The 23,726-nt window shown below is 73.2% G+C and carries 29 protein-coding genes; 13 read left to right on the plus strand and 16 right to left on the minus strand.

The genetic code is table 11. The annotated features are described in order from the left end of the window. Positions 1-231: 231 nt before the first annotated feature. From VGD85_RS00175 to VGD85_RS00195, 5 genes are all read right to left on the minus strand, one after another. A complete protein-coding gene (locus VGD85_RS00175; RefSeq protein ID WP_331061423.1) occupies positions 232-465 on the minus strand; it encodes a lipoyl domain-containing protein in 234 nt (77 codons plus the stop codon). Beyond that, positions 462-1,505 (minus strand): alpha-ketoacid dehydrogenase subunit beta, encoded by a 1,044-nt coding sequence (locus tag VGD85_RS00180; protein ID WP_331061424.1) that lies wholly within the window; start codon positions 1,503-1,505, stop codon positions 462-464. Before VGD85_RS00180 ends, VGD85_RS00175 begins: the two co-directional genes overlap by 4 nt. Positions 1,506-1,515: 10 nt before the next feature. Further along, positions 1,516-2,547, minus strand: coding sequence for a thiamine pyrophosphate-dependent dehydrogenase E1 component subunit alpha (locus VGD85_RS00185; protein WP_331061425.1), 1,032 nt, complete (start codon positions 2,545-2,547; stop codon positions 1,516-1,518). 72 nt (positions 2,548-2,619) lie between these two features. Further along, positions 2,620-3,378, minus strand: a complete 759-nt coding sequence (locus VGD85_RS00190; protein WP_331061426.1) for an IclR family transcriptional regulator — start codon at positions 3,376-3,378, stop codon at positions 2,620-2,622. A 77-nt stretch (positions 3,379-3,455) separates the two neighbouring features. Further along, entirely contained in the window at positions 3,456-4,565 is a 1,110-nt protein-coding gene (locus VGD85_RS00195) for an acyltransferase (protein ID WP_331061427.1), read from the minus strand. Between the two features lie 153 nt (positions 4,566-4,718). Between VGD85_RS00195 and VGD85_RS00200 the strand changes: the two genes are divergently transcribed. Together VGD85_RS00200 and VGD85_RS00205 are read left to right on the plus strand one after the other, a co-directional pair. Next, positions 4,719-6,329 carry a fibronectin type III domain-containing protein gene (locus tag VGD85_RS00200; RefSeq protein ID WP_331061428.1) on the plus strand — a complete coding sequence of 537 codons (1,611 nt, stop codon included), beginning with the start codon at positions 4,719-4,721 and terminating at the stop codon, positions 6,327-6,329. A gap of 54 nt (positions 6,330-6,383) precedes the next feature. Further along, positions 6,384-7,541 (plus strand): acyl-CoA desaturase, encoded by a 1,158-nt coding sequence (locus VGD85_RS00205; protein ID WP_331061429.1) that lies wholly within the window; start codon positions 6,384-6,386, stop codon positions 7,539-7,541. Here the strand turns inward: VGD85_RS00205 and VGD85_RS00210 are convergent. From VGD85_RS00210 to VGD85_RS00220, 3 genes are all read right to left on the minus strand, one after another. Beyond that, entirely contained in the window at positions 7,508-8,377 is an 870-nt protein-coding gene (locus tag VGD85_RS00210) for a hypothetical protein (protein ID WP_331061430.1), read from the minus strand. The genes VGD85_RS00205 and VGD85_RS00210 overlap by 34 nt on opposite strands. Continuing rightward, positions 8,374-8,943, minus strand: a complete 570-nt coding sequence (locus VGD85_RS00215; protein ID WP_331061431.1) for a sigma-70 family RNA polymerase sigma factor — start codon at positions 8,941-8,943, stop codon at positions 8,374-8,376. Before VGD85_RS00215 ends, VGD85_RS00210 begins: the two co-directional genes overlap by 4 nt. Positions 8,944-9,010: 67 nt before the next feature. Next, positions 9,011-9,751, minus strand: a complete 741-nt coding sequence (locus VGD85_RS00220; protein WP_331061432.1) for a hypothetical protein — start codon at positions 9,749-9,751, stop codon at positions 9,011-9,013. A 129-nt stretch (positions 9,752-9,880) separates the two neighbouring features. Between VGD85_RS00220 and VGD85_RS00225 the strand changes: the two genes are divergently transcribed. The 3 genes from VGD85_RS00225 to VGD85_RS00235 are packed head-to-tail and all read left to right on the plus strand — an operon-like array spanning position 9,881 to position 12,645. Continuing rightward, positions 9,881-11,167, plus strand: a complete 1,287-nt coding sequence (locus VGD85_RS00225; protein ID WP_331061433.1) for a cation:proton antiporter — start codon at positions 9,881-9,883, stop codon at positions 11,165-11,167. A 12-nt stretch (positions 11,168-11,179) separates the two neighbouring features. Continuing rightward, positions 11,180-12,316: a 23S rRNA (uracil(747)-C(5))-methyltransferase RlmC gene (rlmC, locus tag VGD85_RS00230; RefSeq protein WP_331061434.1), complete on the plus strand. Its 1,137-nt coding sequence runs from the start codon at positions 11,180-11,182 to the stop codon at positions 12,314-12,316. Then, entirely contained in the window at positions 12,313-12,645 is a 333-nt protein-coding gene (locus VGD85_RS00235) for a TraR/DksA family transcriptional regulator (protein WP_331061435.1), read from the plus strand. The genes rlmC and VGD85_RS00235 overlap by 4 nt, the downstream gene beginning before the upstream one ends. A 12-nt stretch (positions 12,646-12,657) precedes the next feature. Here VGD85_RS00235 and VGD85_RS00240 read toward each other — a convergent pair whose 3' ends face one another. Then, on the minus strand, positions 12,658-12,990 hold the full coding sequence (locus VGD85_RS00240; RefSeq protein ID WP_331061436.1) for a TfoX/Sxy family protein: 333 nt from the start codon (positions 12,988-12,990) through the stop codon (positions 12,658-12,660). Positions 12,991-13,039: 49 nt separating this feature from the next. Between VGD85_RS00240 and VGD85_RS00245 the strand changes: the two genes are divergently transcribed. Beyond that, positions 13,040-13,582 (plus strand): hypothetical protein, encoded by a 543-nt coding sequence (locus VGD85_RS00245; protein ID WP_331061437.1) that lies wholly within the window; start codon positions 13,040-13,042, stop codon positions 13,580-13,582. Positions 13,583-13,612: 30 nt separating this feature from the next. Beyond that, positions 13,613-14,593 (plus strand): aldo/keto reductase, encoded by a 981-nt coding sequence (locus tag VGD85_RS00250; protein WP_331061438.1) that lies wholly within the window; start codon positions 13,613-13,615, stop codon positions 14,591-14,593. An 83-nt stretch (positions 14,594-14,676) separates the two neighbouring features. Here the strand turns inward: VGD85_RS00250 and VGD85_RS00255 are convergent, their stop codons facing one another. Both VGD85_RS00255 and VGD85_RS00260 read right to left on the minus strand, forming a co-directional pair. Then, entirely contained in the window at positions 14,677-15,063 is a 387-nt protein-coding gene (locus VGD85_RS00255; RefSeq protein ID WP_331061439.1) for a carboxymuconolactone decarboxylase family protein, read from the minus strand. A 178-nt stretch (positions 15,064-15,241) separates the two neighbouring features. Beyond that, positions 15,242-15,403 (minus strand): hypothetical protein, encoded by a 162-nt coding sequence (locus VGD85_RS00260; RefSeq protein ID WP_331061440.1) that lies wholly within the window; start codon positions 15,401-15,403, stop codon positions 15,242-15,244. 244 nt (positions 15,404-15,647) lie between these two features. Between VGD85_RS00260 and VGD85_RS00265 the strand changes: the two genes are divergently transcribed. Genes VGD85_RS00265 through VGD85_RS00280 form a run of 4 tightly spaced genes read left to right on the plus strand, consistent with a single transcriptional unit; the run spans position 15,648 to position 19,990 of the window. Beyond that, positions 15,648-15,857 (plus strand): heavy-metal-associated domain-containing protein, encoded by a 210-nt coding sequence (locus VGD85_RS00265; RefSeq protein ID WP_331061441.1) that lies wholly within the window; start codon positions 15,648-15,650, stop codon positions 15,855-15,857. A 4-nt stretch (positions 15,858-15,861) separates the two neighbouring features. Beyond that, the gene (locus tag VGD85_RS00270) at positions 15,862-19,107 is read left to right on the plus strand and encodes a heavy metal translocating P-type ATPase (RefSeq protein WP_331061442.1); all 3,246 of its coding nucleotides are present in this window, start codon (positions 15,862-15,864) and stop codon (positions 19,105-19,107) included. A gap of 30 nt (positions 19,108-19,137) precedes the next feature. Further along, positions 19,138-19,587 (plus strand): hypothetical protein, encoded by a 450-nt coding sequence (locus VGD85_RS00275; RefSeq protein WP_331061443.1) that lies wholly within the window; start codon positions 19,138-19,140, stop codon positions 19,585-19,587. 13 nt (positions 19,588-19,600) lie between these two features. After that, on the plus strand, positions 19,601-19,990 hold the full coding sequence (locus VGD85_RS00280) for a DUF2237 domain-containing protein (RefSeq protein ID WP_331061444.1): 390 nt from the start codon (positions 19,601-19,603) through the stop codon (positions 19,988-19,990). Positions 19,991-20,081: 91 nt separating this feature from the next. Here VGD85_RS00280 and VGD85_RS00285 read toward each other — a convergent pair whose 3' ends face one another. Both VGD85_RS00285 and VGD85_RS00290 read right to left on the minus strand, forming a co-directional pair. After that, positions 20,082-20,708 carry a maleylpyruvate isomerase N-terminal domain-containing protein gene (locus tag VGD85_RS00285; RefSeq protein ID WP_331061445.1) on the minus strand — a complete coding sequence of 209 codons (627 nt, stop codon included), beginning with the start codon at positions 20,706-20,708 and terminating at the stop codon, positions 20,082-20,084. Between the two features lie 84 nt (positions 20,709-20,792). Further along, positions 20,793-21,134: a hypothetical protein gene (locus VGD85_RS00290; protein WP_331061446.1), complete on the minus strand. Its 342-nt coding sequence runs from the start codon at positions 21,132-21,134 to the stop codon at positions 20,793-20,795. Positions 21,135-21,264: 130 nt separating this feature from the next. Between VGD85_RS00290 and VGD85_RS00295 the strand changes: the two genes are divergently transcribed. Further along, positions 21,265-21,399, plus strand: a complete 135-nt coding sequence (locus tag VGD85_RS00295; RefSeq protein ID WP_331061447.1) for a hypothetical protein — start codon at positions 21,265-21,267, stop codon at positions 21,397-21,399. Positions 21,400-21,487: 88 nt separating this feature from the next. Next, a complete protein-coding gene (locus VGD85_RS00300) occupies positions 21,488-21,985 on the plus strand; it encodes a DUF4234 domain-containing protein (RefSeq protein ID WP_331061448.1) in 498 nt (165 codons plus the stop codon). Here VGD85_RS00300 and VGD85_RS00305 read toward each other — a convergent pair. The 3 genes from VGD85_RS00305 to VGD85_RS00315 are packed head-to-tail and all read right to left on the minus strand — an operon-like array spanning position 21,948 to position 23,635. Further along, entirely contained in the window at positions 21,948-22,538 is a 591-nt protein-coding gene (locus VGD85_RS00305; RefSeq protein ID WP_331061449.1) for a helix-turn-helix domain-containing protein, read from the minus strand. The genes VGD85_RS00300 and VGD85_RS00305 overlap by 38 nt on opposite strands. Next, positions 22,535-22,969, minus strand: coding sequence for an SRPBCC family protein (locus VGD85_RS00310; protein WP_331061450.1), 435 nt, complete (start codon positions 22,967-22,969; stop codon positions 22,535-22,537). Before VGD85_RS00310 ends, VGD85_RS00305 begins: the two co-directional genes overlap by 4 nt. Positions 22,970-22,996: 27 nt before the next feature. After that, positions 22,997-23,635, minus strand: a complete 639-nt coding sequence (locus VGD85_RS00315; protein WP_331061451.1) for a hypothetical protein — start codon at positions 23,633-23,635, stop codon at positions 22,997-22,999. Positions 23,636-23,726: the final 91 nt, after the last annotated feature.

A 23,726-nucleotide genomic window follows, 5' to 3' on the forward strand; every position in this document is an offset into this window, starting at 1 on the left:
CGGTTCCTCGCCGAGCTGGACACCGACGGGGGAGGCTCGCCCGACCGGCGCGCCGTCGCGGCGCGGATCGGGCTGAACCCCTCGACGACCTCCGCCGACGACCTGGTCACCGAGCTCGTCAAGCGCGGGGTGCTGAGCTCGGGATAGGCCCAGGCCGCCGGTGGGGGAACCACCGTCCCGCCCCCTCGGAAGGTGGACGTCCCACCGCCGGCCGATCCTGGGGGCCGGAGCTCAGTCGATGCGGGCGATCGGCGTGCCCTGGGCGACGGTCGCCTCCTCCTCGCACAGCAGGTGCACGACGCCCGCGGCCGGGGCCGGGACCTCGGCGGCGACCTTGTCCACCTGGACCTCGGCGAGCAGCTGGTCGGCCGCCACCGTCTCCCCTTCGCGCACGAACCAGGTCGACACCACCCCTTCCGCGTCGGGCGACTCCTTCGACAGCGGCGGGAACACGACGTCGGTCACCCGGCCACCGTCCGTCGCACCGCGGCCTCGATCCGGTCCTGGCGCGGCAGCACGGCGTACTCCAGAGCATGGGCGTAGGGGATCGGTACGTCGGGCACGGCGACCCGCTCGGCCGGACGCTTCAGCAGCGTCGGGTCGTGCTCGGCGATCGTGGCGACCACCTCGCCCGACATCCCGAACGACAGGTAGTCCTCGTCGACCACGACCAGCCGACCCGTCTTGGCGACCGAGGCGAGGATCGCCTCCCGGTCCAGCGGCACCAGGCTGCGCAGATCGAGCACCTCGACGCCGATGCCCTCGCCGGCGAGCTTCTCCGCCACGTCGAGTGCGTGGTGGACCGACAGCGAGATCGTCACCACCGTGACGTCACCGCCCTCGCGGACCACGTTCGCCTTGCCGATCGGCGTCTCGTAGTCGCCCTCGGGGACCGCGTCGTTCGACCGCGGGTTCTTCGCCATCCAGGGCAGCCCCATCACGCCCTTGTGGAAGACATAGACGACCGGGTTGTCGTCGCGGATCGCGGACGTCATCAGGCCCTTGGCGTCCGCCGGCGTGCTCGGCACCACGACCTTCATCCCGGGCAGGTGGGCGAACGTGCCCCACAGGCACTGGGAGTGCTGGGCGCCGTCGGAGTAGCCGCCGCCCGCCGCCATCGTGAGCACCATCGGCACCTTGACGTTGCCGCCGGACTCGAAGTGGATCTTCGCCATGTGGTTGTAGATCTGGTCGAGGCAGACGCCCATGAAGTCGGCGAACATCAGCTCGACGATCGGCCGCATGCCCTCCACGGCCGCGCCGATGCCGAGCCCGATGAAGGCCGTCTCGGAGATCGGGGTGTCGATGACGCGGTCCTTGCCGAACCGGTCGAGCAGCCCTCCGGTGGAGCCGAAGATGCCGCCGTAGGAGCCGACGTCCTCTCCCAGGTAGAACACCGACGGGTCGCGCTCCATCTCGAACGCGATGGCCTCGACGATCGCCTTGGAGGTGGTCAGCCGCCGCGACTGCGGGGTCGGGGTGGTCGGGGTCTCGGTGATGGTCATCGTGGTCTCCTCAGGCGAACACGTAGGAGGTGGCCGACGCGGCGTCCGGCACGGGACTGTTCTTGGCGAACGCGATCGCGTCCTCGGTGCGCTCGCTGGCAGCGCTCCTGATCCGCGCCACGGCGTCGTCGTCGAGTACGCCTGCCTCGCGCAGCAGCGTCTCGTAGCGCGGGATCGGGTCGTGGCTCGGCGCGTCCGCGAGGTCGAGCCGGTAGCCCTGGGCGTCGCCCTCGAAGTGTCCCCACAGCCGCAGGGTGTGCACCTCGATCAGCGAGGGCCCCTCGCCGGCCCGGGCCCGCGCGACCGCCCGGCGCGCAGCGTCGTAGACGCCCTCGACGTCGTTGCTCTCGATGCGCTCTCCCGGGATGCCGTACGCCACGGCGCGGTCGGCGTTCGAGGCGACGGAGGTCGACGCGGTCCGCGGCACGGAGATGCCCCAGTCGTTGTCCTCGACGACGAACACCACCGGCAGCGACCAGCGCGCAGCGAGGTTCAGCGACTCGTGGAAGGCGCCCTGGTTGGCCGCGCCCTCGCCGGTCACGGCCACCGCGATCCGATCGGTGCCCTGGCGGTGGAACGCGAACGCCTGGCCGAGGGCCGGCGGGTAGCCCTCGGCGATGATGCCCGAGCAGGAGAAGTGCGTGTCCGGGTCGAACAGGTGCATGTGCCCGCCGCGCCCACGGCCGAGGCCGTCCTCGCGGCCGAAGATCTCCGCGGTCATCCGCCGCAGGTCCACCCCGTGCGCGACCGCGAAGTGGTGCGGACGGTGGGTGGCGGTGACGGCGTCGTCGGTGGTCAGGTGGGCGCACACCCCGGCGGCGACCGGCTCCTGACCGGCCGACAGGTGCATCTCGCCGGGGATCAGCCCCTTGCCGATGTCGAAGCCGGGGCCCTTGTCCGCGTGGTACTCACGCAGGATCGCCTCTTCGTAGGTGCGCGAGAGCACCATCGTCTCGTAGAGGCCGAGTCGCACGGCCGCGTCGAGGCCGGGAGCGCCGGCCTGCTGGGGGTTCGCGGCCTGGGCCGCTGCCTGAGTGGTCATGGTGTCCTCCGCAGGTGGGGTGCCTGCTTCGGAACGTAGACCCGCTCCCGGGAGCCAGCCAGGGCCAGAGTTTCAGATGGTGATAGAGGGTCCCGTGGAGGTCTGGGGGCCGGCGTACGCGATCAGGCGCGCGGCCCGCCGGATCGCGTCGCGCCGCTCCATGATCCGCGGCAGGGCCCGGGTCGGCACCGAGACGGCGACGGCCGCGGCGAACGCGGTCGACGGCACGGGGACCGCCAGGCACGCGGTGCCCACGGCATACTCCTCGCGGTCGACGGCGAGCTCGCCGGACTCGCTGAGCTCGCGCAGCAGCGTCCGAGTGCTGGTGACCGTGTGCTGGGTGAGGTCGGCCAGGTCGTGGGTCGAGAGGTAGTCGCGCCGGGTGGGCTCGGGCAGCGTCGAGAGCACCGCCTTGCCCAGCGCGGTGGCGTGGGCGGCGTCGTGGAAGCCGACCCACAGGTCGACCCGCGGTGCGGTGCGGCTGTCGGCGACGTCGGCGAGGCGGATCTCCCCACCGTCGAGGACCGAGAGGTACGCCGCCGCGTTGAGCTCGTCGCGCAGGTGCTCGAGCACCTGATGGGTGTGGCTGGGCCGCAGCGCCGCCGACCCGGCCAGCGTCATCGCCCGGTCGCCGAGCACGTAGCCCTCGGGCTCGCGGGCGAGGTAGCCCTCGTGGACCAGCGTGCGGAGCAGATGGTAGGTCGTGGGCAGCGGCATCCGGGTCTGCCGGGCCAGGGACTTCGCAGTCATCGGGCGCGCGGACGCCCCCACCGCGTCGAGCAGGTGCAGCGCTCGGCTCACGGACTGGATCAAGGTGCCGGACGTGGTCACGGGTCCTCCCGGCGTGCTGGCGGATCGGCCGTCCCCGTCCGTCCATTGAACCGCTTCGCGCGCCTCCGCGGGAGGGATCACCGTGCGGCAGTGACCCGGGCGTGCGGGGACGCGGGGCGCAGCACATCGCTGCGCGGGCGCAGGAACGGCCGCTCGAGCAGGCGATAGCTGAGCACGGTCGCGGCGACCGCGGCGGTCACCGCGAGCAGTCCGAGCACGGGCTTGGGGAGCGCGACGTCCTGGAGCAGCAGGAACGGCACGATGTGCCACAGGTAGAGGCTGTAGCTGTGCCGTCCGACCGCGGCCATCCAGCGGTGGCCGAGCAGCCGGTGCACGGGCCCCTCGGACGACGCGTAGCCGGTGTGGATCAGCACGACGGTGGCCAGGACGGCGACCGGCACGCCGACGTAGCGGTAGAGCAGGTCGTGGCCGTCGCGGCCGAGCACGGCGTACGCCGTCACCGCCGCGAGCGCGGCCCCGGCGGCGAGGGTGCCGTGGCGGGCCGGGCGGTCGGGGTATCCATGGGCGGCGAACCTCAGCGCGAGCGAGGCCCCGACCAGCAGCTCCGCCGAGCGCGCCGACGGTCCGAAGTAGAACACGAACGTGCCGAGCGGCAGCGAGAGGAGGTACGCCGCGGCCGCCAGCACCAGGCTCGCCCGAGCCAGCCGCATCGCCGGCCAGCCGCGGGCCCGGGCCAGCAGCACGCCGAGCGGCCAGAGCAGGTAGAAGTACCACTCGACCGCCAGCGACCAGGTCTGGCCGAACGGCTCCAGCCCGGGCAGCCACAGGCTGCCGTCCTGGCCGGCCGCCCACGCCGAGGATGCCTGGGTGAGCGCGAGCAGGCCGCGCGCGGCGACCTCGAGCGGCCCGTCGGGACCGTCGGACGAGCCGGGCAGCACGGCGTACAACACGACGCAGCCGGCGACCAGGCCGAGCAGGGCGGGGTAGAGCCGGGCCACGCGACGCCGCAGGAACGCCCCCCAGCCGCGGACCCAGCCGCCGGAGACCGGCGTACGCCACAGCATCGTCGTGATGATGAACCCGCTGAGCACGAAGAAGACGTCGACTCCCACCGAGCCGCCGTGGAAGAGCGGGACGTACCAGCTGAACCAGTGCAGCCCGAGCACGGCCGCGATCGCGACGGCGCGGATCCCGTCGAGGTAGTCGAACCGCCCCGATCCGGCCACGCGGCGTCCCCCTGTCTCTCGGCCCCGAGACATCGGTGTTTAACGACCCGGGCCGGCGGCGGTTATGGCGGGCGTCGCGGCGGTCCGGACCAGCGGTGTCTCGGTGGCCGACGACGTCACGACCGGGGCACTGACCCGTCTAGTCTCGTGGCCATGCGGACTAGACCAGCGCCCACCGTCCTCGCCGGGACGGTCGTCGGCGCGCTCGCCGCGGCCCTGCTCGCCCTCGTCCCCGCCCCGGCGACAGCGCACCCGGCGGACGGGTCGCGGGCACCGGATCGGACCGCCCCGGCCCGGGCGACCGCGCCGCTCGCCGCGGTGCCGTCCGACTCGATCGTCGACAGCTACGGCGTGGGCATCCACCTGAACTTCCTGGACACCCCCTACGCGGACTACGGCGCGGTCGCGCGGGCGTTGGCCGACCTCGGCGTACGGCACGTCCGCGACGACCTCTTCCTCGGCGCCCCGCGGCAGTACGACGCGATCAGGACCGTCGCCCGCGACGCCGGGGTCCGGTTCGACCTGATCATGGGCCGACCGGATCGCCCCGGCACGCCCGAGGACTTCGTGCGCACCGTCGCCGACCGGCTGCCCGCCGGTGCGGTCGAGAGCCTCGAGGGCATCAACGAGTGGGACCACTTCGGCAGCGGCACCGACTGGGTGACCGCGCTGACCACCTGGCAGCAACGGCTCTACACCGCTGCGAAGGCCGAGCCCGCGACCAAGGACCTCCCCGTGCTCGCGCCCGCCCTGGCGTTCCGGCGCAACTACAGCCAGACCGGCGACCTGACGCCGTACGCCGACGAGGCCAACGCCCACATCTACCCGGGCGGCTTCCCGCCGTCCAACCAGATCAGCCAGATCACCCAGGCCGTCCTGCAGACCGTGCGCAGCAAGCCCCTCGTCACCACCGAGGCCGGCTATCACAACGCGATGAACACCACGAACGGCCACCTGCCCGTCCCCGAGGACGTCGCCGGCGTCTACCTGCCGCGACTGCTGCTCGAGCACGTGCTGCGCGGGGAGAAGCGGGTCTACAGCTACGAGCTGATCGACGAGTTCGACGACCCCGGGCTCGTCGACCCGGAGTCCCACTTCGGGCTGCTGCGGCGCGACTGGTCGCCCAAGCCGGCGTACGCCGCGATGCAGAACCTCCTCGGCCTGCTCGCCGACCCCGGCCGGTCGTTCGTTCCCGAGTCCCTCGCGCTGACCGCCGACGGGCTGCCCGGCGACGCGCGGTACCTGCTCACCCAGCAGCGCGACGGCCGCTTCGTCCTGCTCCTGTGGCGCGACGTCTCCGTCTGGGACCCGGTCAACCGGCAACCGCTGGAGGTCACGCCCGCCGACGTCACGCTGCGGCTCGACGACGCCCACCGGCTGCGCGCCTACCGGCCCACCGACGGCGCGGAGCCGGTCGCCGACGTCACCGGCACCAGCCTCCCGATCCGGCTCGACGGCCAGGTCACCGCCGTCACGATCGACCCGGTCGTGCCCGCCGAGGTGCCGGGCCGGCCCCGCGTCGTCGCGGCCCGGCCCGGAGCGCACCGGGTCACGCTCACCTGGCGGCCGGCCGCCGCGCACGGCAGCCCGGTGACCGCCTACCGGCTGCGCGCCGCGGGCCGACGCATCACGGTCGGGGCCGACGAGGTGCGCGCGACGATCCTGCGGCTCCCCGCCGACCGCCGGCTGCGGGTCGTGATCCGGGCCCGCAACGACGTCGGCTGGGGTCCGGCCGCCCGATCGGCGTACGTCGTCACCCGCTGAGACGCATCGCCATCGACCGGTGTGTCGCGCCCGCTCGTCGGGCACAGTGAGCACATGACGACCACCCAGGATCGACCGAGGACGGCGCCCGGCGGGCTCACGCCCGACCAGGTCGAGCTGCTGGGCAAGGAGCTCGACGCGATCCGACAAGACGTGCTCGACAGCCGCGGCGCCCGCGACGCGGCGTACATCCGCCGGGTCGTGCAGGTGCAACGCGCCCTCGAGCTGGGCAGCCGGGCGGTGCTGCTGCTGCGCAGCCGCCGGCCCGCCGCGTGGGTCGTCGGCACCGCCGGCCTGGCGATCGCCAAGATCCTCGACAACATGGAGATCGGCCACAACGTCCTGCACGGTCAGTGGGACTGGATGCGCGACCCCAAGATCCACTCGAGCACCTGGGAGTGGGACCACGTCTCGCCCGCGGCGCAGTGGAAGCGCGCCCACAACGAGACCCACCACACCTACACGAACATCCTCGGCATGGACAACGACCTCGGCTACGGCATCATGCGGGTCGACGAGGCGCAGGAGTGGAAGCCGCGCTACCTGGTGCAGCCGGCATGGAACTTCGTCACCGCGTGCATCTTCGAGTACGGCATCGCGATGTTCGACCTCGACCTCGGCGACCACATCCGCGACAAGCGGAACATGACGCCGGAGAAGAAGGCCGAGGTCAAGGTGACCCTCGCCAAGGCCGGCCGCCAGCTGACCAAGGACTTCGTGCTCTACCCGGCCCTCTCGGGCCGCGGCTGGCGAGCGACGCTCGCGGCCGACGCGACCGCCAACCTGGTGCGCAACCTGTGGAGCCACTCGGTGATCATGTGCGGCCACTTCCCCGAGGGCGTGGAGACCTTCGAGCAGGCCGAGCTGGACGAGAACGAGTCGCGCGGCCACTGGTACCTGCGCCAGATGCTCGGCTCGGCCAACATCTCCGGATCCCGGCTGCTGCACCTGATGACCGGCAACCTGTCGCACCAGATCGAGCACCACATCTTCCCGGACCTGCCCAGCAACCGGTACGCCGAGATCGCGCCCCGGGTGCGCGAGGTGTTCGCGCGGTTCGACCTCGCCTACAACGCCCGCCCGATGGTCCGGCAGGTCGCCAGCGCCTGGCACAAGGTGATCCGGCTCTCGCTGCCCAACGGCTGGCTCGCCGAGACCAACCGGCGCAACCTGGTGCCTCAGCTCAGGCGGCTCGCGGTCCGTCCCGCCTGATCCGACGCCGACGGCTGGTCCGGCTCGTCCGGCTGGTCGTCGGCCCCGCCGGATCCGTCCGGGTCCGCGGGGTCCGACGTGGGCTCGGCTGAGTCGTCCGGGTCGTCGGGCTGGCTGGTCGGGTCCTCGCCGGTGTCGTCGCCCGTGTCGCTGCTCGCGTCGTGGTCGGGCTCGTCCGCGCCGTCGTCGGCCGGGTCGTCGGCCGGGTCGTCGGCCGGGTCCCCGTGGTCGGTGTCGCCGGCGCCGTGGGCGTCGTCGGCGTCGTCGGCGTCGTCGGCGTCGTCGTCCCCGGCGCTCCCGGCGGAGCTGCCGGGGCCCGGCTGGCCCGGCGTACCGCTGGACGTGCCGGAGGGTGCTCCCGCGGGCACCACGGGGGTTGATGTGCCCGCGGGAGCGTCTGTGGGGTCCTCCGTCGTGCCGGCCCCGTCGGAGGGCGTGTCGGGGGCGGGGGACCTGTCGAGGGGCGCCGGAGGTCGCTGCTCCGACCCGTCGCCCGGGAGCAGGCCCTGGTGGTGGGCGATGCCGAGGCCGGTCGCGGTGGCCGCCGCGGCGCCGAGGCCGATCGCGACCTGGGCACCGAGGCCGAGCCCGGCGACCGCCTGCAGGGCTCGGCGCCACCACGCGGTGGCGGCGGCCGGTGCGGCGGCGTGGGTGCCGGGTGCGAGCCACGCCTGGAGCGCCGCCGACGGGGGAGGGGGCGGCGTGGCCGCGAGGACGGCGCGGTGCCCGGCCAGTGCGTCGGCCAGGGGGCGCAGGTCGTTGGGCAGCAGCACGTCACCGCCGCGGGCGCGGGCGATGATCGCCTCGGCCTGGGTGCCGGTCAGGAGCGTGCTCATGGTGTCGCCTTGCTGTCGAGTGGGGGAATGTCGGTCTGTTCGCCGGCCAGGGAGCGGCGCAGGGAGTCCAGGGCCCGGCGCTGCAGGGACTTCACGGTGCCGACCCGCTTGCCCATCACCTGGGCGGTCTGCTCGAGGGAGAGGTCGGCCAGCAGCCGCAGCGTCACGACCTCCCGCTGCTCGGGGGTGAGCCGGTCCAGGTGCCGGGCGAGGTCCGTGGCCGCGGCTCGGGCGAGCACGTCCTCCTCGACGCTGCGCACGGTGCGCGTGTCGTCCTCGGCCGCCCACGAGGCGACCGGGACCCGCCGCGACCGGCGACGCTGCTCGTCGACGACCCGGCGCCGCGCGATCGTGAGCAGGAGCGCGACGAATCCCGCCTCGTCCCCCTCGAAGCGACCGATGCTCTCGAACGCTGCCACGAACACGTCGCTGGTGATCTCCTCCACGTCGATGCCGCCTCGGCCCCGCACGAACGCCGCCACCCTGGCGGCATGACGCGACCACAGCTCGGCGAAGGCCGTGCCCTCGCCGAGCCGCGCGTCATGCAGCAGGTCCTGGAAGTCCACGACGTCTCATTGTGCGTCCGGTCGGCCCCCGGGTGGGGCCGCCGTGGCGCCGGGACCGGCTGCGGGTTCAGCCAACCGCGTACCAGACGACCCGGCTGCCGGAGGCCGCCCGGTCGCCGGTGTCCCCACCGTTGTCGCTGCCGTTGTCGTCGTCGTCCTCGCCGTCGTCGGACGTCGAGCACCGGTCGTCGGAGACGTCGTCGTCATCCTCCTCGTCCACACCGTCCCCGTCGGCGTCCTCGTCGCCGTCGTTCACGCCGTCGTCGTCGCTGTCCGCGTCCTCCGGGTCGGTGCCGTTCTCGTTCTCGTCCTCGTCGTCGACCCCGTCGGAGTCGACGTCCTCGTCGTCGGCGGCGCAGGGCTCGGTCGCGTCGTCCTCGTCCTCGTTGTCGACGCCGTCGTGGTCGGCGTCCTCATCGCCGTCGAGCACCCCGTCGTCGTCGGTGTCCGCGTCCCGCGGGTCGGTGCTCGCGGTGCCGTCGGCGACCTCGTCGCCGTCGTCGTCACCGTCGCCGTCGGTGTCCTGGGCCTGCGGGTCGAGGTGGCGGCGGAACTCGCCGATGTTGCGCAGGCCGTCCTTGTCGGCGTCGCCGCGGGCGTTGGCGCGGTGCGGGTTGAGGTGGTGGGCGATCTCCCAGCGGTTCGGCATCCCGTCGCCGTCGCTGTCACGGGCCGTCTGGGCGGCGCTGGGGCTGCCGAGCGCGACCGGTGCCGCGATCGCGGCCAGTCCGGCGGCCACCGCCGCGACGCCCCGTCGGATCGAGGCGGGGCGCAGGGACCCGGGCCGGTGCTCGAAGTAGGTGCTCACGATGCGGTTCCTCCTGGTCGACGCTGCGGGCCAGCGCACTCAGGGGGAAGATCGTCCGATCCGGGCGCGGGGATACGGGTTGTGAGAAAGATTTCGCGATGAGCGCGACGGGAGGGGGTACTGCCGGGCGTGACCGCCGACCTCGTCTACGTCGTGGCCGGGGGCAGCCTGCTGCTCGCGATCGTGCTGCCGGAGCTGCTCGACCGGTGGGCGATCTCTGCCCCGATGGTGCTGGTCGCGGTCGGGTTCGGCCTGGGCCTGACGCCGCTGCCCGACGGGATGCCGCTGGACCCGCAGGCCAACCGCGCCACGATCGAGCACGTCACCGAGCTCGTCGTCCTCGTCGCGCTGATGGGTGTCGGGCTCGCGATCGACCGGCCGCTGCAGCCGCGCAGCCTCCGGTCCTGGCGACGGTGGGGGACGACGTGGCGGCTGCTCGCGATCACGATGCCGCTGAGCATCGGCGCCATGGCGCTGCTCGCGTGGGGGGCCGGCGTGGCGCCGGCGGCCGCGCTGCTCCTCGGTGCCGTGCTCGCCCCGACCGACCCGGTGCTGGCCTCCGACGTCCAGGTCGCGGGGCCGCAGACCGGCGACCACGAGGTCGACGAGTCCGACGAGCTGCGCTTCACCCTCACCTCCGAGGCCGGCCTCAACGACGGCCTCGCGTTCCCTTTCGTGTACGCCGCGATCCTGCTCGCCACCGAGGGTGCGGTGTCCGGGTGGGCGCTGGAGTGGGTCGGGTTCTACCTGGTCGGCAAGGTCCTCATCGGGGTGGTCGCCGGCCTGGTGGTGGGCCGGGCGCTGGCCGCGATCGCGTTCCGGTCGGCCAGCCGGTCGCTGCGCGTGGCCGAGCGCGGCGAGTCGCTGCTGGCACTCGCGGCGCTGGTCTCGGCGTACGGCGTCGGCGAGGTCGCGGGCGGCTATGGGTTCTTGTCGGTGTTCGTCTGCGCCATGACGTTCCGCTCCGCGGAGCGCTCGCACGACTACCACGCGGCCATGCACGAGGTCGCCGAGCGGCTCGAGCGGCTGCTCACGCTGTTCGTGCTGCTGGTCCTCGGCATCGCGCTGAGCCGGGGCCTGCTCGGCGGGCTCGACTGGCGGGGTGTGACGCTCGGACTGGCGCTGCTGCTGGTGGTGCGCCCGGCGGCCGGCCTCCTCGGCCTGGCGCCGTTCGCCCGGCACGAGTCGCCGCCGCTGACCCGCGGCCAGCGCTGGGCCGCGGCGTTCTTCGGCGTGCGTGGCATCGGGTCGATCTACTACCTCGCCTACGCGGCCGGACAGGCCGACGAGCTCGGCACGGACTGGCTGTGGTCGACGGTGTCGTTCACCGTGGTCGCGTCGGTGCTGCTGCACGGCGTGCTGGCCTCGCCGGTGATGCGCCGCGTGGGTGAACCGACCGGCGAGGGACGCCCGTAGCCTGGACCGGTCATGCTCTGCACCCACTTCGACGCCGGCCGCTGCCGGTCCTGCGCCTGGCTCGGCACGCCGTACGCCGCGCAGCTGGCCGACAAGCAGCGTGCGGTCGAGGAGCTGCTCGCCCGGCACCGGGTCGGGACCTGGCTGCCGCCGGTCGCCAGCGCCCAGCTCGGCGTGCGCAACAAGGCCAAGATGGTGGTCACCGGCACCGCCGACGACCCGACGCTCGGCATCCTCGACCCGGTGGGCGCCGGAGTGGACCTGCGCGACTGCCCCCTGCACACGCCCGGCATCCGCGCCGCGCTGCCGGTGCTCGCCGCGTTCGTCACCCGGGCCCGGCTCGCGCCCTACGACCTCGCGACCCGCCGCGGCGAGCTGAAGTACCTGCTGGTCACCGAGTCGCCCGACGGCGAGCTGATGGTGCGGTTCGTGCTGCGCTCCCAGGAGCCGGTCGCCCGGATCCGCAAGCACCTGCCGGCGCTGCTTGTCGAGCGGCCCGAGCTGGCCGTCGTGAGCGTCAACCTCCAGCCCGAGCACAAGGCCGTGCTCGAGGGGGAGCGCGAGATCGTGCTCACCGACCAGGAGTCGCTGCGGATGCGGCTCGACGGGCTCGACCTGCACCTGCGCCCGCAGAGCTTCTTCCAGACCAACACCGCGATGGCGACCGAGCTCTACCGCCTGGCCCGGGCGTGGGCGGCGGAGGTCGCGCCGCGGACCGTGTGGGACCTCTACAGCGGGGTCGGCGGGTTCGCGCTCAGCCTCGCCGCGCCCGATCGCGACGTGGTCGGCATCGAGATCAGCGCGGAGGCGGTCACCAGCGCCGAGCAGACCCGCGCGGAGGCCGGCCTGCCCGGGGTGCGCTTCGAGGCGGGTGACGCGACGGCGTACGCACTGGGGCAGACGCCGGGCCACGGCTCGCCGCCGGACCTCGTGGTGGTGAACCCGCCGCGGCGCGGCATCGGCCCCGAGCTCGCCCGCTGGCTGGAGTCCTCGGGCGTGCGGCACGTGCTCTACTCCAGCTGCAACGCCGCGACGCTGGCCCGCGACCTCGACACGATGCCCGGGCTGCGGCCGGCTCGCGTGCGGCTGCTCGACATGTTCCCCAACACCGCGCACTACGAGGTGCTCGCGCTGCTGGAGCGCACGTGAGCGGGCCGCGCGAGCGGCTCGAGGAGGAGCGGCGGCGTACGACGGCGCGGCTGACGGCCCTGCGCGGCGACCACCGCGGCTTCTTCGACGCCTCCCGCGACACCAACGCCGACGACGAGCACGACCCCGAGGGCGCGACGATCGCGTTCGAGCGCGAGCAGGTCGCGGCACTCGTGCGCCAGGCCGAGGAGCACCTCGAGCAGGTGGCGGCCGCGCTCGCCCGCCTCGACGAGGGCAGCTACGGGCGCTGCGCCGTCTGCGGGCGGCAGATCCCGCCCGAACGGCTCGAGGTGCGGCCCACCGCGACGACGTGTGTCGCCTGCGCCTGAGCTGCTTCGGGCCTACTTGGGGGGCAGCGTGCGGGCGTAGCCCGCGCCGATCTCCGCCCACCGCTCCAGTGCCGCGTCGTCGGTCACGCCGGCCGGCTCGACCCGCAGCCAGCCGGTCATCTCGCGATCACGCATCACGAACGGAGACGTGTGCGGCTCGGCGAGCAGCGCCTCACCACGTTCGGGGTCGCACCGCAGCAGCAGCCCGCCCTGGCTGCTGGCGGCGACCGCCATGTTGCCGTGGACCAGGAACGCCAGGCCGCCGAACATCTTGCGCTCGGTGAGGCCCGGCTCGCCGGTGAGGAGCTCGCGGAGCCGGTCGGCGAGATCGACGTCGTAAGTCATGGACCAAATCCTCGTGTGTTTTCCGATGGGACGTGGGCAGACTGGCGGTATGCGAGCCGTACGAGCCCTTCCCCTTCTCGCCGCTCTCACGCTGGCCGCGACGCTCGTCGCGCCGGCCCTCGCGGCAGTGCCGACCGAACGGATCATCACCGACCCCCGCGAGCCCGGCAAGGCCTACGACGTCTTGTCGGTCACCATGACCTCCGCGCCGACCGCGGACGGCCAGGCGAAGGTGGTCATCAAGCACGCCCGCAAGGTCGACGTCGGCGACTCCATCGACCTCTGGGTCGACACCGACGACGACCGGGTGCCGAACCTGTTCATCACCGGCGCCTCGTTCTCCGAGTACGCCGTCTACAAGACCCGTTCGTGGGATCACCACGGCCGCGAGATCACCGACCGCGGCTGTGCGTCGCTGAAGATGGCCGAGCGCCGGTCCGTGGTGCGCTTCGACCCCAGTTGCCTGACGCCGTCCGAGCGGTTCGCCGTCTCGGTGCGCTCCTACCAGATGGGCGCCCCGGCGCGCACCGACGACTACGTGCCGGCCAAGCACCGGCTGTCGAAGAAGGTGCTGTCCTACCTGCCCGCGTGAGTCCCGCGACGGCGTGCCAGACTCGCGGACATGGAGCAGCGCACCCTCGGCCGGACCGGGCGTCCGGTGTCCATCGTCGGTCTCGGCACCTGGCAGCTCGGCGCCGACTGGGGTGATGTCTCCGAGGACGACGCCCTCGCCGTCCTGGCCGCCTCGGTCGAGGCGGGCGTCACGTTCTTCGACACCGCCGACGTGTACGGCGACGGTCGCAGCGAGCAGGTGATCGGGCGGTTCCTGCGCGAGCACCCCTCGATCGTGGTCGCCACGAAGATGGGCCGCCGGATGGACCAGGTGCCCGAGAACTACACGCTGGAGAACTTCCGCGCCTGGACCGACCGGTCCCGGCGCAACCTCGGCGTCGACACCCTCGACCTGGTCCAGCTGCACTGCCCACCGAGCGCGGTCATCGACGCGGACGCGACGTACGACGCCCTCGACACGCTGGTCGCCGACGGCGCGATCGCGGCGTACGGCGTGAGCGTGGAGACCGTCGACCAGGCGCTCTCGGCGATCGCCCGGCCGCACGTGGCCTCGATCCAGATCATCCTCAACGCGTTCCGGCTCAAGCCGCTCGACCGGGTGCTGCCGGCGGCGGCCGAGGCGGGCGTCGGGATCATCGCCCGGGTGCCGCTGGCCTCGGGCCTGCTGTCGGGGCGCTACGACGAGCACACGACGTTCGCGCCCGACGACCACCGCACCTACAACCGTGACGGCAGCGCCTTCGACGTCGGGGAGACGTTCTCGGGCGTGGACTTCGAGTCCGGGGTGCGGGCGGCCCAGGAGTTCAGCGCGCTGGTCCGCGACCTGGACCTGACGCCCGCGCAGGCGGCGCTCGCGTGGGTCGTCCAGCAGCCCGGTGTCAGCACGGTGATCCCGGGTGCCCGCAACGCCGAGCAGGCCCGGGCCAACGCCGCGGCGGGGTTGGCCGGTCCGCTCCCGCAGGCCGTCCTGGAGGGCGTGACCCGGATCTACGACACCTACTTCCGCGAGGCCATCCACGGCCGCTGGTGACGCGGGACCGACCCCGGGGCCGGTGTTCCGACGGTGTGGTTGCGGTCGGCGCGGAGGCTGCGGGCCCCGGGGCTTCGGGCGGGTCAGGCCTGGGGCTTGCCCTGCTCGAGGGCGTCGGCGAACTCGCAGAACGCGTCGTAGGCGCGCGGGCCGTAGATCGTGGCCGGGCCGCCCTTCATCAAGAACGTGACACCGATGGCCTCGGCAGCCTCCTGCCGGGTCGCGCCGGCCCGGGCGGCGGCCTGGGCGTGGGAGGCGATGCAGCCGTCGCAACCCTCCACGACGCCGATCGCCACGGCGATCAGCTCCTTCATGCGGGTGTCGAGCGCGCCCGCGGCGAACGCGGCGCGGTGCAGCTCGCCGAAGCCCTTGTAGACGTCGGGCACGGCGTGGCGCAGCTGGCGGTGGAGCGGGGAGAGGGCGTCCAGCACGTCCTTGCCGTGGACGTGCTCGGTCGTGGTCGTCGTCATGCGCCGATCGTATACCCCCCGGGGTATATGGCCGAATCGTCGCGGAGGGTCGATCCGGGCTCGCTGGTCGGGCGGCGAAGGCCCTGCCCGGGTGGCGTGCGGGAAACTGGCGCCGACTCGGCATCGTCCCGCGGGAAACTGGCGCCGACTCGGCAGTGCTGCGTGGGGACGGAGGGGGTCAGCCGAGCAGCTTGCGCAGGCGGGCGTGGCGCTGGTGCCGGCGCTGGCGGCGGGTCAGGTCCGCGCGCGGGCCGGCGTAGGCGCGTCCGACCTCGTCGGTGCGCAGGTGGGTGAGCAGCAGGACGGCGGTGGGGTCCGGGATGGTGATCGAGCCGATCATCGGGCTCTCCTTCGAGGCGGTGGGTTCGAGGTGGTGGGCGATGCGTCGGGCGGTGTCCTCACCGTGCCTGTCTGAGGTGGGTGGCCACATCGGGCGTTCGCCGTACCGTGAGGGAAGGGGTACCTCAGGCGCCGCTGCTCGCGGTCGGAGACGAAGGACCCTTTTCATACCCGGTGGGGGTATGTTACGGTCGCGATGCAGTGATACCCCCTTGGGGTATCCAACACGACCTCAGGAGGAACACATGTCCACCACCCAGACCTACCGCGTCAGCGGGATGACCTGCGGCCACTGCGTCAGCGCCGTCACCCAGGAGGTCTCCGCGCTCGAGCCCGTGACGGACGTCCAGGTCGAGCTCGAGAGCGGCGACGTCACCGTCGAGTCCACCCGTCCGCTGACCCACGACGAGATCGCCGCCGCCATCGACGAGGCCGGCTACGAGCTCGTCTCCTGACGCCATGACCACCACGACGCCGACCACCCCCGGACCCGCTCCCGAGGCGCCGGGCGGGAGCACCGCCGACAGCAACGTCGAGAGCACCCTCGACATCGAGGGCATGACCTGCGCATCCTGCGTCGGTCGCGTGCAGAAGGCGCTCTCCCGGGTCGACGGCGTGGTGCTGGCCTCGGTCAACCTCGCCACCGAGACCGCCGCGGTCACCTACGACCCCACCGTCGTCGCGCCCGACGCGCTGACGGCGGCGGTCCAGAAGGCGGGGTACGCCGGCACCGTCCGCGCCGTCCCCGAGACGGCGGAGGTCCCGGAGGCGGTCGAGGCCAAGGATCCGGTCGCCGAGCTCGACGCGCGGCGCGACGTCGAGATCGCCCGGCTCGGTCGGCGGTGGCGGGTCGCCCTCGTGGTCGGCCTGGCGCTGATGGGAGTGATGTACCTCCCGCTGCACATCGACACGATGGACTGGCTGATGCCACTGCTGCTCGTGGTCGCGACGATCACCCAGTTCTGGGCCGGACGGGAGATCTACGAGCGGGCGTGGGCGAACACCAAGCACGGGACGTCGACCATGGACACGCTGGTGGCGCTCGGCACCGGCGTCGCCTACGGCTACAGCGCGTTCGTCACGCTCTGGCCGGGGCAGGCCGAGCGCTGGGGTCTGCCGCTGCACCTGTACTTCGAGACCGCGCTGATCGTGATGGCGCTGGTGCTGATGGGCCGATGGCTGGAGCTGAAGGCCAAGAAGCGCACCGCCGCGTCGATCAAGGCGCTCGTCGGACTCGCCCCCACCACCGCACGCGTGCTGCGTGACGGCGTGGAGGTCGACGTCCCGATCGCCCAGGTGCGGGTGGACGACCTCGTCCGCGTCCGGCCGGGAGAGAAGCTGCCGGTGGACGGGGTGGTCGCCGAGGGCCGCTCGGCGGTCGACGAGTCGATGCTGACCGGCGAGAGCGTCCCGGTCGAGAAGGTCGTCGGCGACCCGGTCATCGGGGCCACCGTCAACACCACCGGCACGCTCGTGGTGCGCACGACCGCCGTCGGAGCCGACAGCACCCTGGCCCAGATCGTGCGGCTCGTGGAGGAGGCGCAGGCCAGCGCGCCGCCCATGCAGCGGCTCGCCGACCGGGTCTCGGCGTGGTTCGTGCCCGGTGTGCTGGTGGTCGCCCTGCTGACCTTCCTCGGCTGGCTGCTGTTCGGCCCCGAGAACGACCGGCTGGTGCTCGCGATCGGTACGACGGTCGCGGTGCTGATCATCGCCTGCCCGTGCGCCCTCGGCCTGGCCACCCCGACCGCGGTGATGGTCGGCACCGGCAAGGCCGCCGAGATGGGCATCCTGGTCGGCGACGGGGCGGCGCTCGAGACCGCCCGCCGGCTCACCGCGGTCGTGCTCGACAAGACCGGCACGATCACCCGGGGGCGCCCCGACCTGACCGACGTCGTCACGACGCCCGGCTGGCAGCCCGACGACCTGTTGGCGCTCGTCGCCGCGGCCGAGGTCGGCAGCGAGCACCCCGTCGGCGAGGCCATCGTCCGGGGTGCGCAGGAGCGCGGCCTGACCCTGCCGGCGGTCACCCAGTTCGACTCGGTCCCCGGCCACGGTGTGGTCGCCCGGATCGACGGGCGCGCCGTGGTGGTCGGCAACGCCGCCCACCTCGCCGAGCACGGCGTCGACACCGGCCCGCTGGGCGGTGCCGGGGTGTTCGCCGCGGTCGACGGCGAGCTGGCCGGCCGGGTCGACGTCGCGGACACCGTCAAGGACACCTCGGCCGCCGCGGTCGCCGCCCTCGAGCGCCTTGGCCTCGAGGTGTGGATGGTCACCGGCGACAACGCCGAGACCGCGCGCGCAGTGGCCGCCCAGGTGGGCATCGAGCACGTGATGGCCGACGTACGCCCCGCCGACAAGGCCCAACGGGTCGCCGAGCTCCAGGCCGAGGGCAAGGTCGTCGCGATGGTCGGCGACGGTGTCAACGACGCGCCGGCGCTGGCCCAGGCCGACCTCGGCATCGCGATCGGCAGCGGCACCGATGTCGCGATCGCCGCCTCCGACATCACGCTGGTCGGCGGGGACCTGCACGGCATCGTCTCCGCGATCGACCTCTCGCGCCGCACCGTCACCACGATCAAGCAGGGGCTGGTGTGGGCGTTCGCCTACAACGTCCTGCTCGTCCCGGTGGCCGCGGGGGCGCTGTACTGGTGGGACGGGCTGCTGCTCGACCCGGTGCTGGCGGGCGCCGCGATGGCGATGAGCTCGGTCAGCGTCGTCACCAACGCGCTGCGGCTGCGCAAGCCCGGACACGGCGAGACCCTGCGGGGCCGGGCCGTGGACGCGGGCTACCTGCTCGGCATCGCGGTCGTCGCGATCGCCGTGGGCGTGGGCTTCACCTGGCTCAGCCGCACCGACCAGGCCGAGCGCGGCATGAACGGGCTCCTCACCTGGCAGGCGGGCATGGGGATGCCGATGCGGCCGCTGATGAGCGTGATGGAGGAGGCCGACGTACCCCCGATGAGCGCGCACGACGCGGGGCTCGCGGTCACCTACGACGTGCCCGAGGACGTCCGGCCGGGCGAGCCGACCACCGTGACGATCACGGTCCGCGACGCCGAGTCCGGCGACCCGGTCGGCGACCTGGTGCGGACCCACCAGGTGTGGATGCACCTGATCGTGACCCGGGCCGACCTCGGCACGTTCGCCCACCTGCACCCGGAGCCGACGGGGCAGGACGGGGTGTTCGAGACGACGGCGACCTTCCCGACCGGCGGCACCTATGCCCTGCACGCCGAGTTCCGACGCAACGGCGAGCTGGGCGACGTCCTCGACAGCCACGAGATGACGGTCGCCGGTGACGCACCGGCGCCCGAGCAGCTGCCGGCGCAGGACGTCCGCGAGGTGACGGTCGACGGCGTCCGGATCTCGCTGGAGGGCGACGCGCACGTCGACGAGACCAGCGACTTCACGCTGACCTTCGCCGACGCGAGCACCGGTGCGCCGGTCGACGACCTCGAGCCGTACCTCGGTGCGGCCGGGCACGTCGTGGCCCTGCGCGAGGACGGCACCCGCTTCGCCCACCACCACGCCGAGACCTACGACGACCAGGGCCGACCCGTGTCGGCGCTGCCCGGGACCCACTTCGGGCCCGAGCTCGACCTGCACGCGCGGTTCGAGGTCGCCGGCGGCTACCGGCTCTGGGCGCAGTTCCGGCTCGGTGACGGGACGGTCGTGACCGCGCCGTTCGTGGTGCACGCCCACTGACCGTCCGGAGGGTCGACTAGGCTGGGGGCGATGAGCGCCGAGGACTACTGCGAGTTGTGCGATCTTCCCCAGTCCCAGTGCATCCACGGCAACCCACCGCCCCCACCGCCTCCGACGGTGCGCAAGGCGGCGGCCACGCGAACGACCGTGCGCAGGACCGCGGGGACGCCCCGGTCCGCCTCGTCGCGGACCTCGGCGCCGGCCGCGCCGCCCCGCGTCGTACGTCACCGCTGGACGCCGCCGGAGGTGTTCAAGCCGGTGATCGTCGCGGTGCTCTCGGAGGCCGGCGGAGAGCTGGAGCAGGACGAGGTCTTCCTCGAGCTCGAGATCCGGATGGAAGAGCGCCTCACCGACGCCGACCGCGAGCTGACGCCCGAGGGCGAGCTGCGGTGGCGGTACGCCGCGCGGCGGGCGCGCCAGGCGCTGGTCGCGGAGGGTGCGATGACCAAGGGCCGTCCGGGCATCTGGGCGCTGGGCTGAGGGGGCGGGGCCGGTGGAGGAGCGCAACGTCTTCGGATCGGCACTCGAGCCGTGCGGCATGGACCCCGTGACGGGGTTCTACCGCGACGGCAGCTGCACCACCGGCCCGCAGGACGTCGGTCTGCACGCGGTCTGCGCGGTGATGACCGAGGAGTTCCTCGACTACCAGCGCCGCATCGGCAACGACCTCTCCACACCACGGCCGGAGTACGGCTTCCCCGGCCTGCACCCGGGGGACCGCTGGTGCGTGGTCGCGGCCCGGTGGTTGCAGGCCTACGAGGCCGGCGTCCCCGCGCCCGTCGTCCTGGCCGCCACCAGCGAGCGGGCCCTCGAGGTCGTGCCGCTGGAGTACCTCGACGAGCAGGCCGTCGACGTGCCCGACGACCCCGGCGCCCTGCTCTGACCTCCGCACCGGATCGGCCACGCACCTGACGTATCTGTCGTCGAACCGCGCGGGCACACGACAGATACGTCAGGTGCGTGGCACCCCGACCTCAGCGGACGACCGAGGTGCCTTCGGGCAGCGGGCGGCGTCCGGTGAGGGCCAGCAGGACGTCGACGCCGAGGCCCAGGCGAAGCGCGCTCGCGCTCGCCAGCGCCAGGGTGTCGGCGAGGGCGTCCTCCGGGGGCGCGAACTCGAGTCCGGCCGCCTCGGCGATGTCCAGCGAGTGCACGGTCAGCTCGAAGGTCCTCGTCGGCAGGTAGTCACTGACCCGCATGCCGCCGGCGGCGGTCTCGATCACGCGGTCCTCGCCCTCGAGCAGGTCCAGAGCGAGCTCGGCCTCGTCCCGCGCCTCGCGCAGGGCCGCGACCGGGTCGGCGCCCAGGGCGACGCCCGCCTCGATGCCGCGCTGGTGGATCGCGTCGCGGGCGCTGCCGTGGGCCAGCGTGCTGACCCGGGCGAAGTAGTCGGCGGCGTCGGCCACCTCGACGCGCTCCGCGGTGGTCTGCAGGTAGGTCGTGACCGTGACCAGCGACCGGGCAGTGTGACCGATGAGCGCCCGCAGGTCCCAGGTGCCCAGGCCCGGGCCGGCGTACCGCTCGAGCGGCACCTGCGCGGCCAGGTCGAGGAAGGCGGTCGCGGCGGCCGAGAAGCTCTCGCGGGTGTCCTCCGTGTGCATGGACCCATCTTGGAGCAGCCACCCTAGACGGCTGGCCGGGCCGCCGCCGGCGACCTGTCTCCTCGCCGTCTCGGGACGGTTACGTCACCGGGCGCGGAGGAGCTCCAGGACCTGGCCCATCTGGCCGGTGAGGGTGTCGACCTTGCCGTCGAGGGCGCCGACCTTGCCGTCGAGGGCGCCGACCTTGGTGTCGAGGGCGTCGACCTTGGTGTCGAGGGCGTCGACCTTGGTGTCGATGGCGTCGACCTTGGTGTCGAGCGCATCGAGCCGCGCACCCAACGCTCCGACGTCCTCGCCGAGCTCGTGCAGGCGGTTGGTGTGCCTGGTCTGGGTGCTCTGGATGCCCATGAGCAGCTCGTAGATCGACTGCACGTCGTGGTCGAGCTGACGCACCTTGCGCTCGATCTCGGCGGGGGGCATGGACATGGGCGCCAGCCTACGTCGGGGCCGACCGGGCCGCGAGAGTCCCGGCGGCACCTGTGGATGGCGGCACGCCACAGGTGGTTGACGGTTAATCGGAAGCGTCCCCTCAGGTCGGGTCGGCACCATGGACGTCATGACTCGACAGCCCGCGCGACGCCGCCCCCGGCGCCCGGTCGCCGGCCGGGAGCTCGAGGAGCGCCTGGCCGAGCTGCGGCGCCGTCAGCAGGCCCAGGTCGAGCACGACCTCCGGCTGCTGCGGCGCCGCTGACCCGGCGGCCCCGGCCGGCGCGACTCGCCGGTCCAGTCCAGACCGCGAATCTCCGCGATGGCGAGCCGGGGCGCCTAGCCTCTCTGGCATGACCGAGAGCAACGACCCCACGCCCGTCGACCCGCAGGATGGCTCGGTTCCGCCCCCGTTCGGAGAAGGAGCCCCGACGCCCGCGCCCGCCCCGGCGTACGCCGGCCCGATGCACGCCGCCCCCGCGGCGGGCCCGATCGGTGAGGTTCGCAGCACCGGCACCTGCATCCTGCTCACGATCGTGACGCTGGGGTTCTACAGCTGGTACTGGTACTACAAGACCCACGACGAGATGAAGCGCCACACCGGTGAGGGCATCGGCGGTGCGGTGGCCCTGATCCTCGCGATCTTCGTCGGTATCGTGAACCCGTTCCTGTCCTCCAACGAGGTCGGCAAGCTCTACCAGCGCCGCGGCCAGCAGGCGCCGGTCACCGCGATCACCGGCCTGTGGTTCCTGCTGCTCGGCTGGTTCTTCCTCGTTGGCGCGATCGTCTGGTTCGTCAAGACCAACAACGCACTCAACGAGTACTGGAAGTCGGTCGGCGCCCAGGGCTGAACCGCTCCGCGGAGAGCCGCAGCAGCTCGTCGAGGAGTGCCGCGGCGCGGGCGACCTCGTCGCGCTGGCCGCTCACGAGCAGGTCGGCCAGCAGGCCCCGGGCGGCCGCGAGGGCGAGCCGGGCATGGGTCTCCGCCTGCGGCTCGGGGATGCCGAGCCGCAGGCACAGCTCCGTGATCGACGGCAGCCACGCCGCGATCAGCTCCTCGCGGAGGACGGCCGCGTGCTCCTTGCCCTGCATCGCGTGGGCGGAGAGCTCGAAGAACAGCGGGCCGTAGCGCAGCGTCGCCTCGACGGTCTGCTCCCAGTACGCCGCGGCCGCCTCCCGCGGTGGCCGGCCCTCGTCGTACGTCGCCGTCATCGCCGCCCGCTGGCGCGCCTCGACCTCGCGGGTCACCTCGGCGAGCAGGCCCTCGCGCGAGCCGAAGTGGTAGATGAGCAACCGGTGGCTGGTGCCGACGGCCTCGGCGATCGCGCGGAGGCTGGTGTCACCGACGCCGTGGCGGCCGAAGTGGTCGATCGCCGCGTCCAGCAGCCGCTCTCGCGGCGTCACGCGGTCGTGCCGCGGGTGACGCGCGCGTCCAGGCTCGCGGCCTCCAGCTCGACGTAGCGCTGGGTGAGCCGCCGCCACACCAGCGCGGCCACCGCGCCCATCGGCCCGGTCTGCTCGATGCCGAGGGTGACGCTGCTGCCCGTGCCGTCGGGGACGATCTCGTGGCGCCCGATCGTGCGCAGGCCGGGGCCGGTGGACTCCCAGGTGAAGCTCCGGCCGGGCACGAGCGCGGTCACCACCCAGGTCGCCTTCGGCAGCCGCGGCTGGCGGACGACGGCCCGCGAGCCCACGGCCAGCGGCCCGTCGTCGAGGCGCTCGACGGTGTCGATCGTGGGGGTCCACTCGGGCCAGCGGGCGATGTCGGAGAGCACCTCCCAGACCCGCTCCGGTGGTGCGTCAATGTGGTGGGTGGTCTCGAACCGGTGCGACATGTACCAAATGGTACATCGCGGCCCGACTCACGGCAGCACCTCGACCTCCTCGTTCAGCCGGGCGCCCCGCAGCAGCTCGAGGTCGTCACCGGACCAGAAGCGCCCCGGGTCGTAGTAGTTGGTGGGCCGCCGGCCGTCGAGCAGGCCCATCGCCGTGTACGTCGCCGCCACGACCTCCGCGCAGTAGGTCAGCTCGGCCGGGGCGGGGCGGCGGACCCGGCCGCGGGCCCAGCGGCCGACCAGCGCGGCCGTCGCCGGGAACGGCGTACCGTCCAAGCGGGCGACGGTGCGCAGCACCGCGTCCTCCATCTCCGCGGTGACCGGCGCGTCGAGCTGGCGCAGCCAGGCCCGCTGCCCGTAGCGGCCGGTCCACTGCTCGACCGCGGCGCGCAGGTCGTGCAGCTGGACGCCGCGGTGGTGACTGTTCGTCCACACGTCGAGCAGGCCCTTGCCGAGCTCCGCGTGCCACATCAACGGGGGCAGGTCGTCGAGCACCACCGCCATGCCGACGTGGTTGACCGGCGCGTTGGTGAGCACCCGGATAGCGTGGTCGGCGGTCGAGTGGCCGCGGAACAGCCACAGGTCGCCGGTGCGCGTCAGGTCGACGGCGGCATCGAGCGTGAGGCTGGATCCGGTCGGGCCGGTCGGAGGCGTGCTGGACGTCATGGAGAGGGGTCCTCGTGAAGCTGTGGAAGTGGCTCGGGCTGGCGGGCGTGGCCGGGGTGGCCGCCACCGGGGTCATCATCGCGCGCGACCA

This window comes from Nocardioides sp. (assembly GCF_036401255.1).
In the GTDB taxonomy this organism is placed as follows: Bacteria; Actinomycetota; Actinomycetes; order Propionibacteriales; family Nocardioidaceae; genus Nocardioides.

What these genes read in the sequence shown, in the direction of transcription:
- VGD85_RS00180 (WP_331061424.1), bottom strand. Translation starts at nt 1,505, where the DNA reads ATGACCATCACCGAGACCCCGACCACCCCGACCCCGCAGTCGCGGCGG.
- VGD85_RS00185 (WP_331061425.1), bottom strand. Translation starts at nt 2,547, where the DNA reads ATGACCACTCAGGCAGCGGCCCAGGCCGCGAACCCCCAGCAGGCCGGC.
- VGD85_RS00200 (WP_331061428.1), top strand. Translation starts at nt 4,719, where the DNA reads ATGCGGACTAGACCAGCGCCCACCGTCCTCGCCGGGACGGTCGTCGGC.
- VGD85_RS00205 (WP_331061429.1), top strand. Translation starts at nt 6,384, where the DNA reads ATGACGACCACCCAGGATCGACCGAGGACGGCGCCCGGCGGGCTCACG.
- VGD85_RS00210 (WP_331061430.1), bottom strand. Translation starts at nt 8,377, where the DNA reads ATGAGCACGCTCCTGACCGGCACCCAGGCCGAGGCGATCATCGCCCGC.
- rlmC (WP_331061434.1), top strand. Translation starts at nt 11,180, where the DNA reads ATGCTCTGCACCCACTTCGACGCCGGCCGCTGCCGGTCCTGCGCCTGG.
- VGD85_RS00240 (WP_331061436.1), bottom strand. Translation starts at nt 12,990, where the DNA reads ATGACTTACGACGTCGATCTCGCCGACCGGCTCCGCGAGCTCCTCACC.
- VGD85_RS00245 (WP_331061437.1), top strand. Translation starts at nt 13,040, where the DNA reads ATGCGAGCCGTACGAGCCCTTCCCCTTCTCGCCGCTCTCACGCTGGCC.
- VGD85_RS00250 (WP_331061438.1), top strand. Translation starts at nt 13,613, where the DNA reads ATGGAGCAGCGCACCCTCGGCCGGACCGGGCGTCCGGTGTCCATCGTC.
- VGD85_RS00255 (WP_331061439.1), bottom strand. Translation starts at nt 15,063, where the DNA reads ATGACGACGACCACGACCGAGCACGTCCACGGCAAGGACGTGCTGGAC.
- VGD85_RS00260 (WP_331061440.1), bottom strand. Translation starts at nt 15,403, where the DNA reads ATGATCGGCTCGATCACCATCCCGGACCCCACCGCCGTCCTGCTGCTC.
- VGD85_RS00265 (WP_331061441.1), top strand. Translation starts at nt 15,648, where the DNA reads ATGTCCACCACCCAGACCTACCGCGTCAGCGGGATGACCTGCGGCCAC.
- VGD85_RS00270 (WP_331061442.1), top strand. Translation starts at nt 15,862, where the DNA reads ATGACCACCACGACGCCGACCACCCCCGGACCCGCTCCCGAGGCGCCG.
- VGD85_RS00275 (WP_331061443.1), top strand. Translation starts at nt 19,138, where the DNA reads ATGAGCGCCGAGGACTACTGCGAGTTGTGCGATCTTCCCCAGTCCCAG.
- VGD85_RS00285 (WP_331061445.1), bottom strand. Translation starts at nt 20,708, where the DNA reads ATGCACACGGAGGACACCCGCGAGAGCTTCTCGGCCGCCGCGACCGCC.
- VGD85_RS00290 (WP_331061446.1), bottom strand. Translation starts at nt 21,134, where the DNA reads ATGTCCATGCCCCCCGCCGAGATCGAGCGCAAGGTGCGTCAGCTCGAC.
- VGD85_RS00295 (WP_331061447.1), top strand. Translation starts at nt 21,265, where the DNA reads ATGACTCGACAGCCCGCGCGACGCCGCCCCCGGCGCCCGGTCGCCGGC.
- VGD85_RS00300 (WP_331061448.1), top strand. Translation starts at nt 21,488, where the DNA reads ATGACCGAGAGCAACGACCCCACGCCCGTCGACCCGCAGGATGGCTCG.
- VGD85_RS00310 (WP_331061450.1), bottom strand. Translation starts at nt 22,969, where the DNA reads ATGTCGCACCGGTTCGAGACCACCCACCACATTGACGCACCACCGGAG.
- VGD85_RS00315 (WP_331061451.1), bottom strand. Translation starts at nt 23,635, where the DNA reads ATGACGTCCAGCACGCCTCCGACCGGCCCGACCGGATCCAGCCTCACG.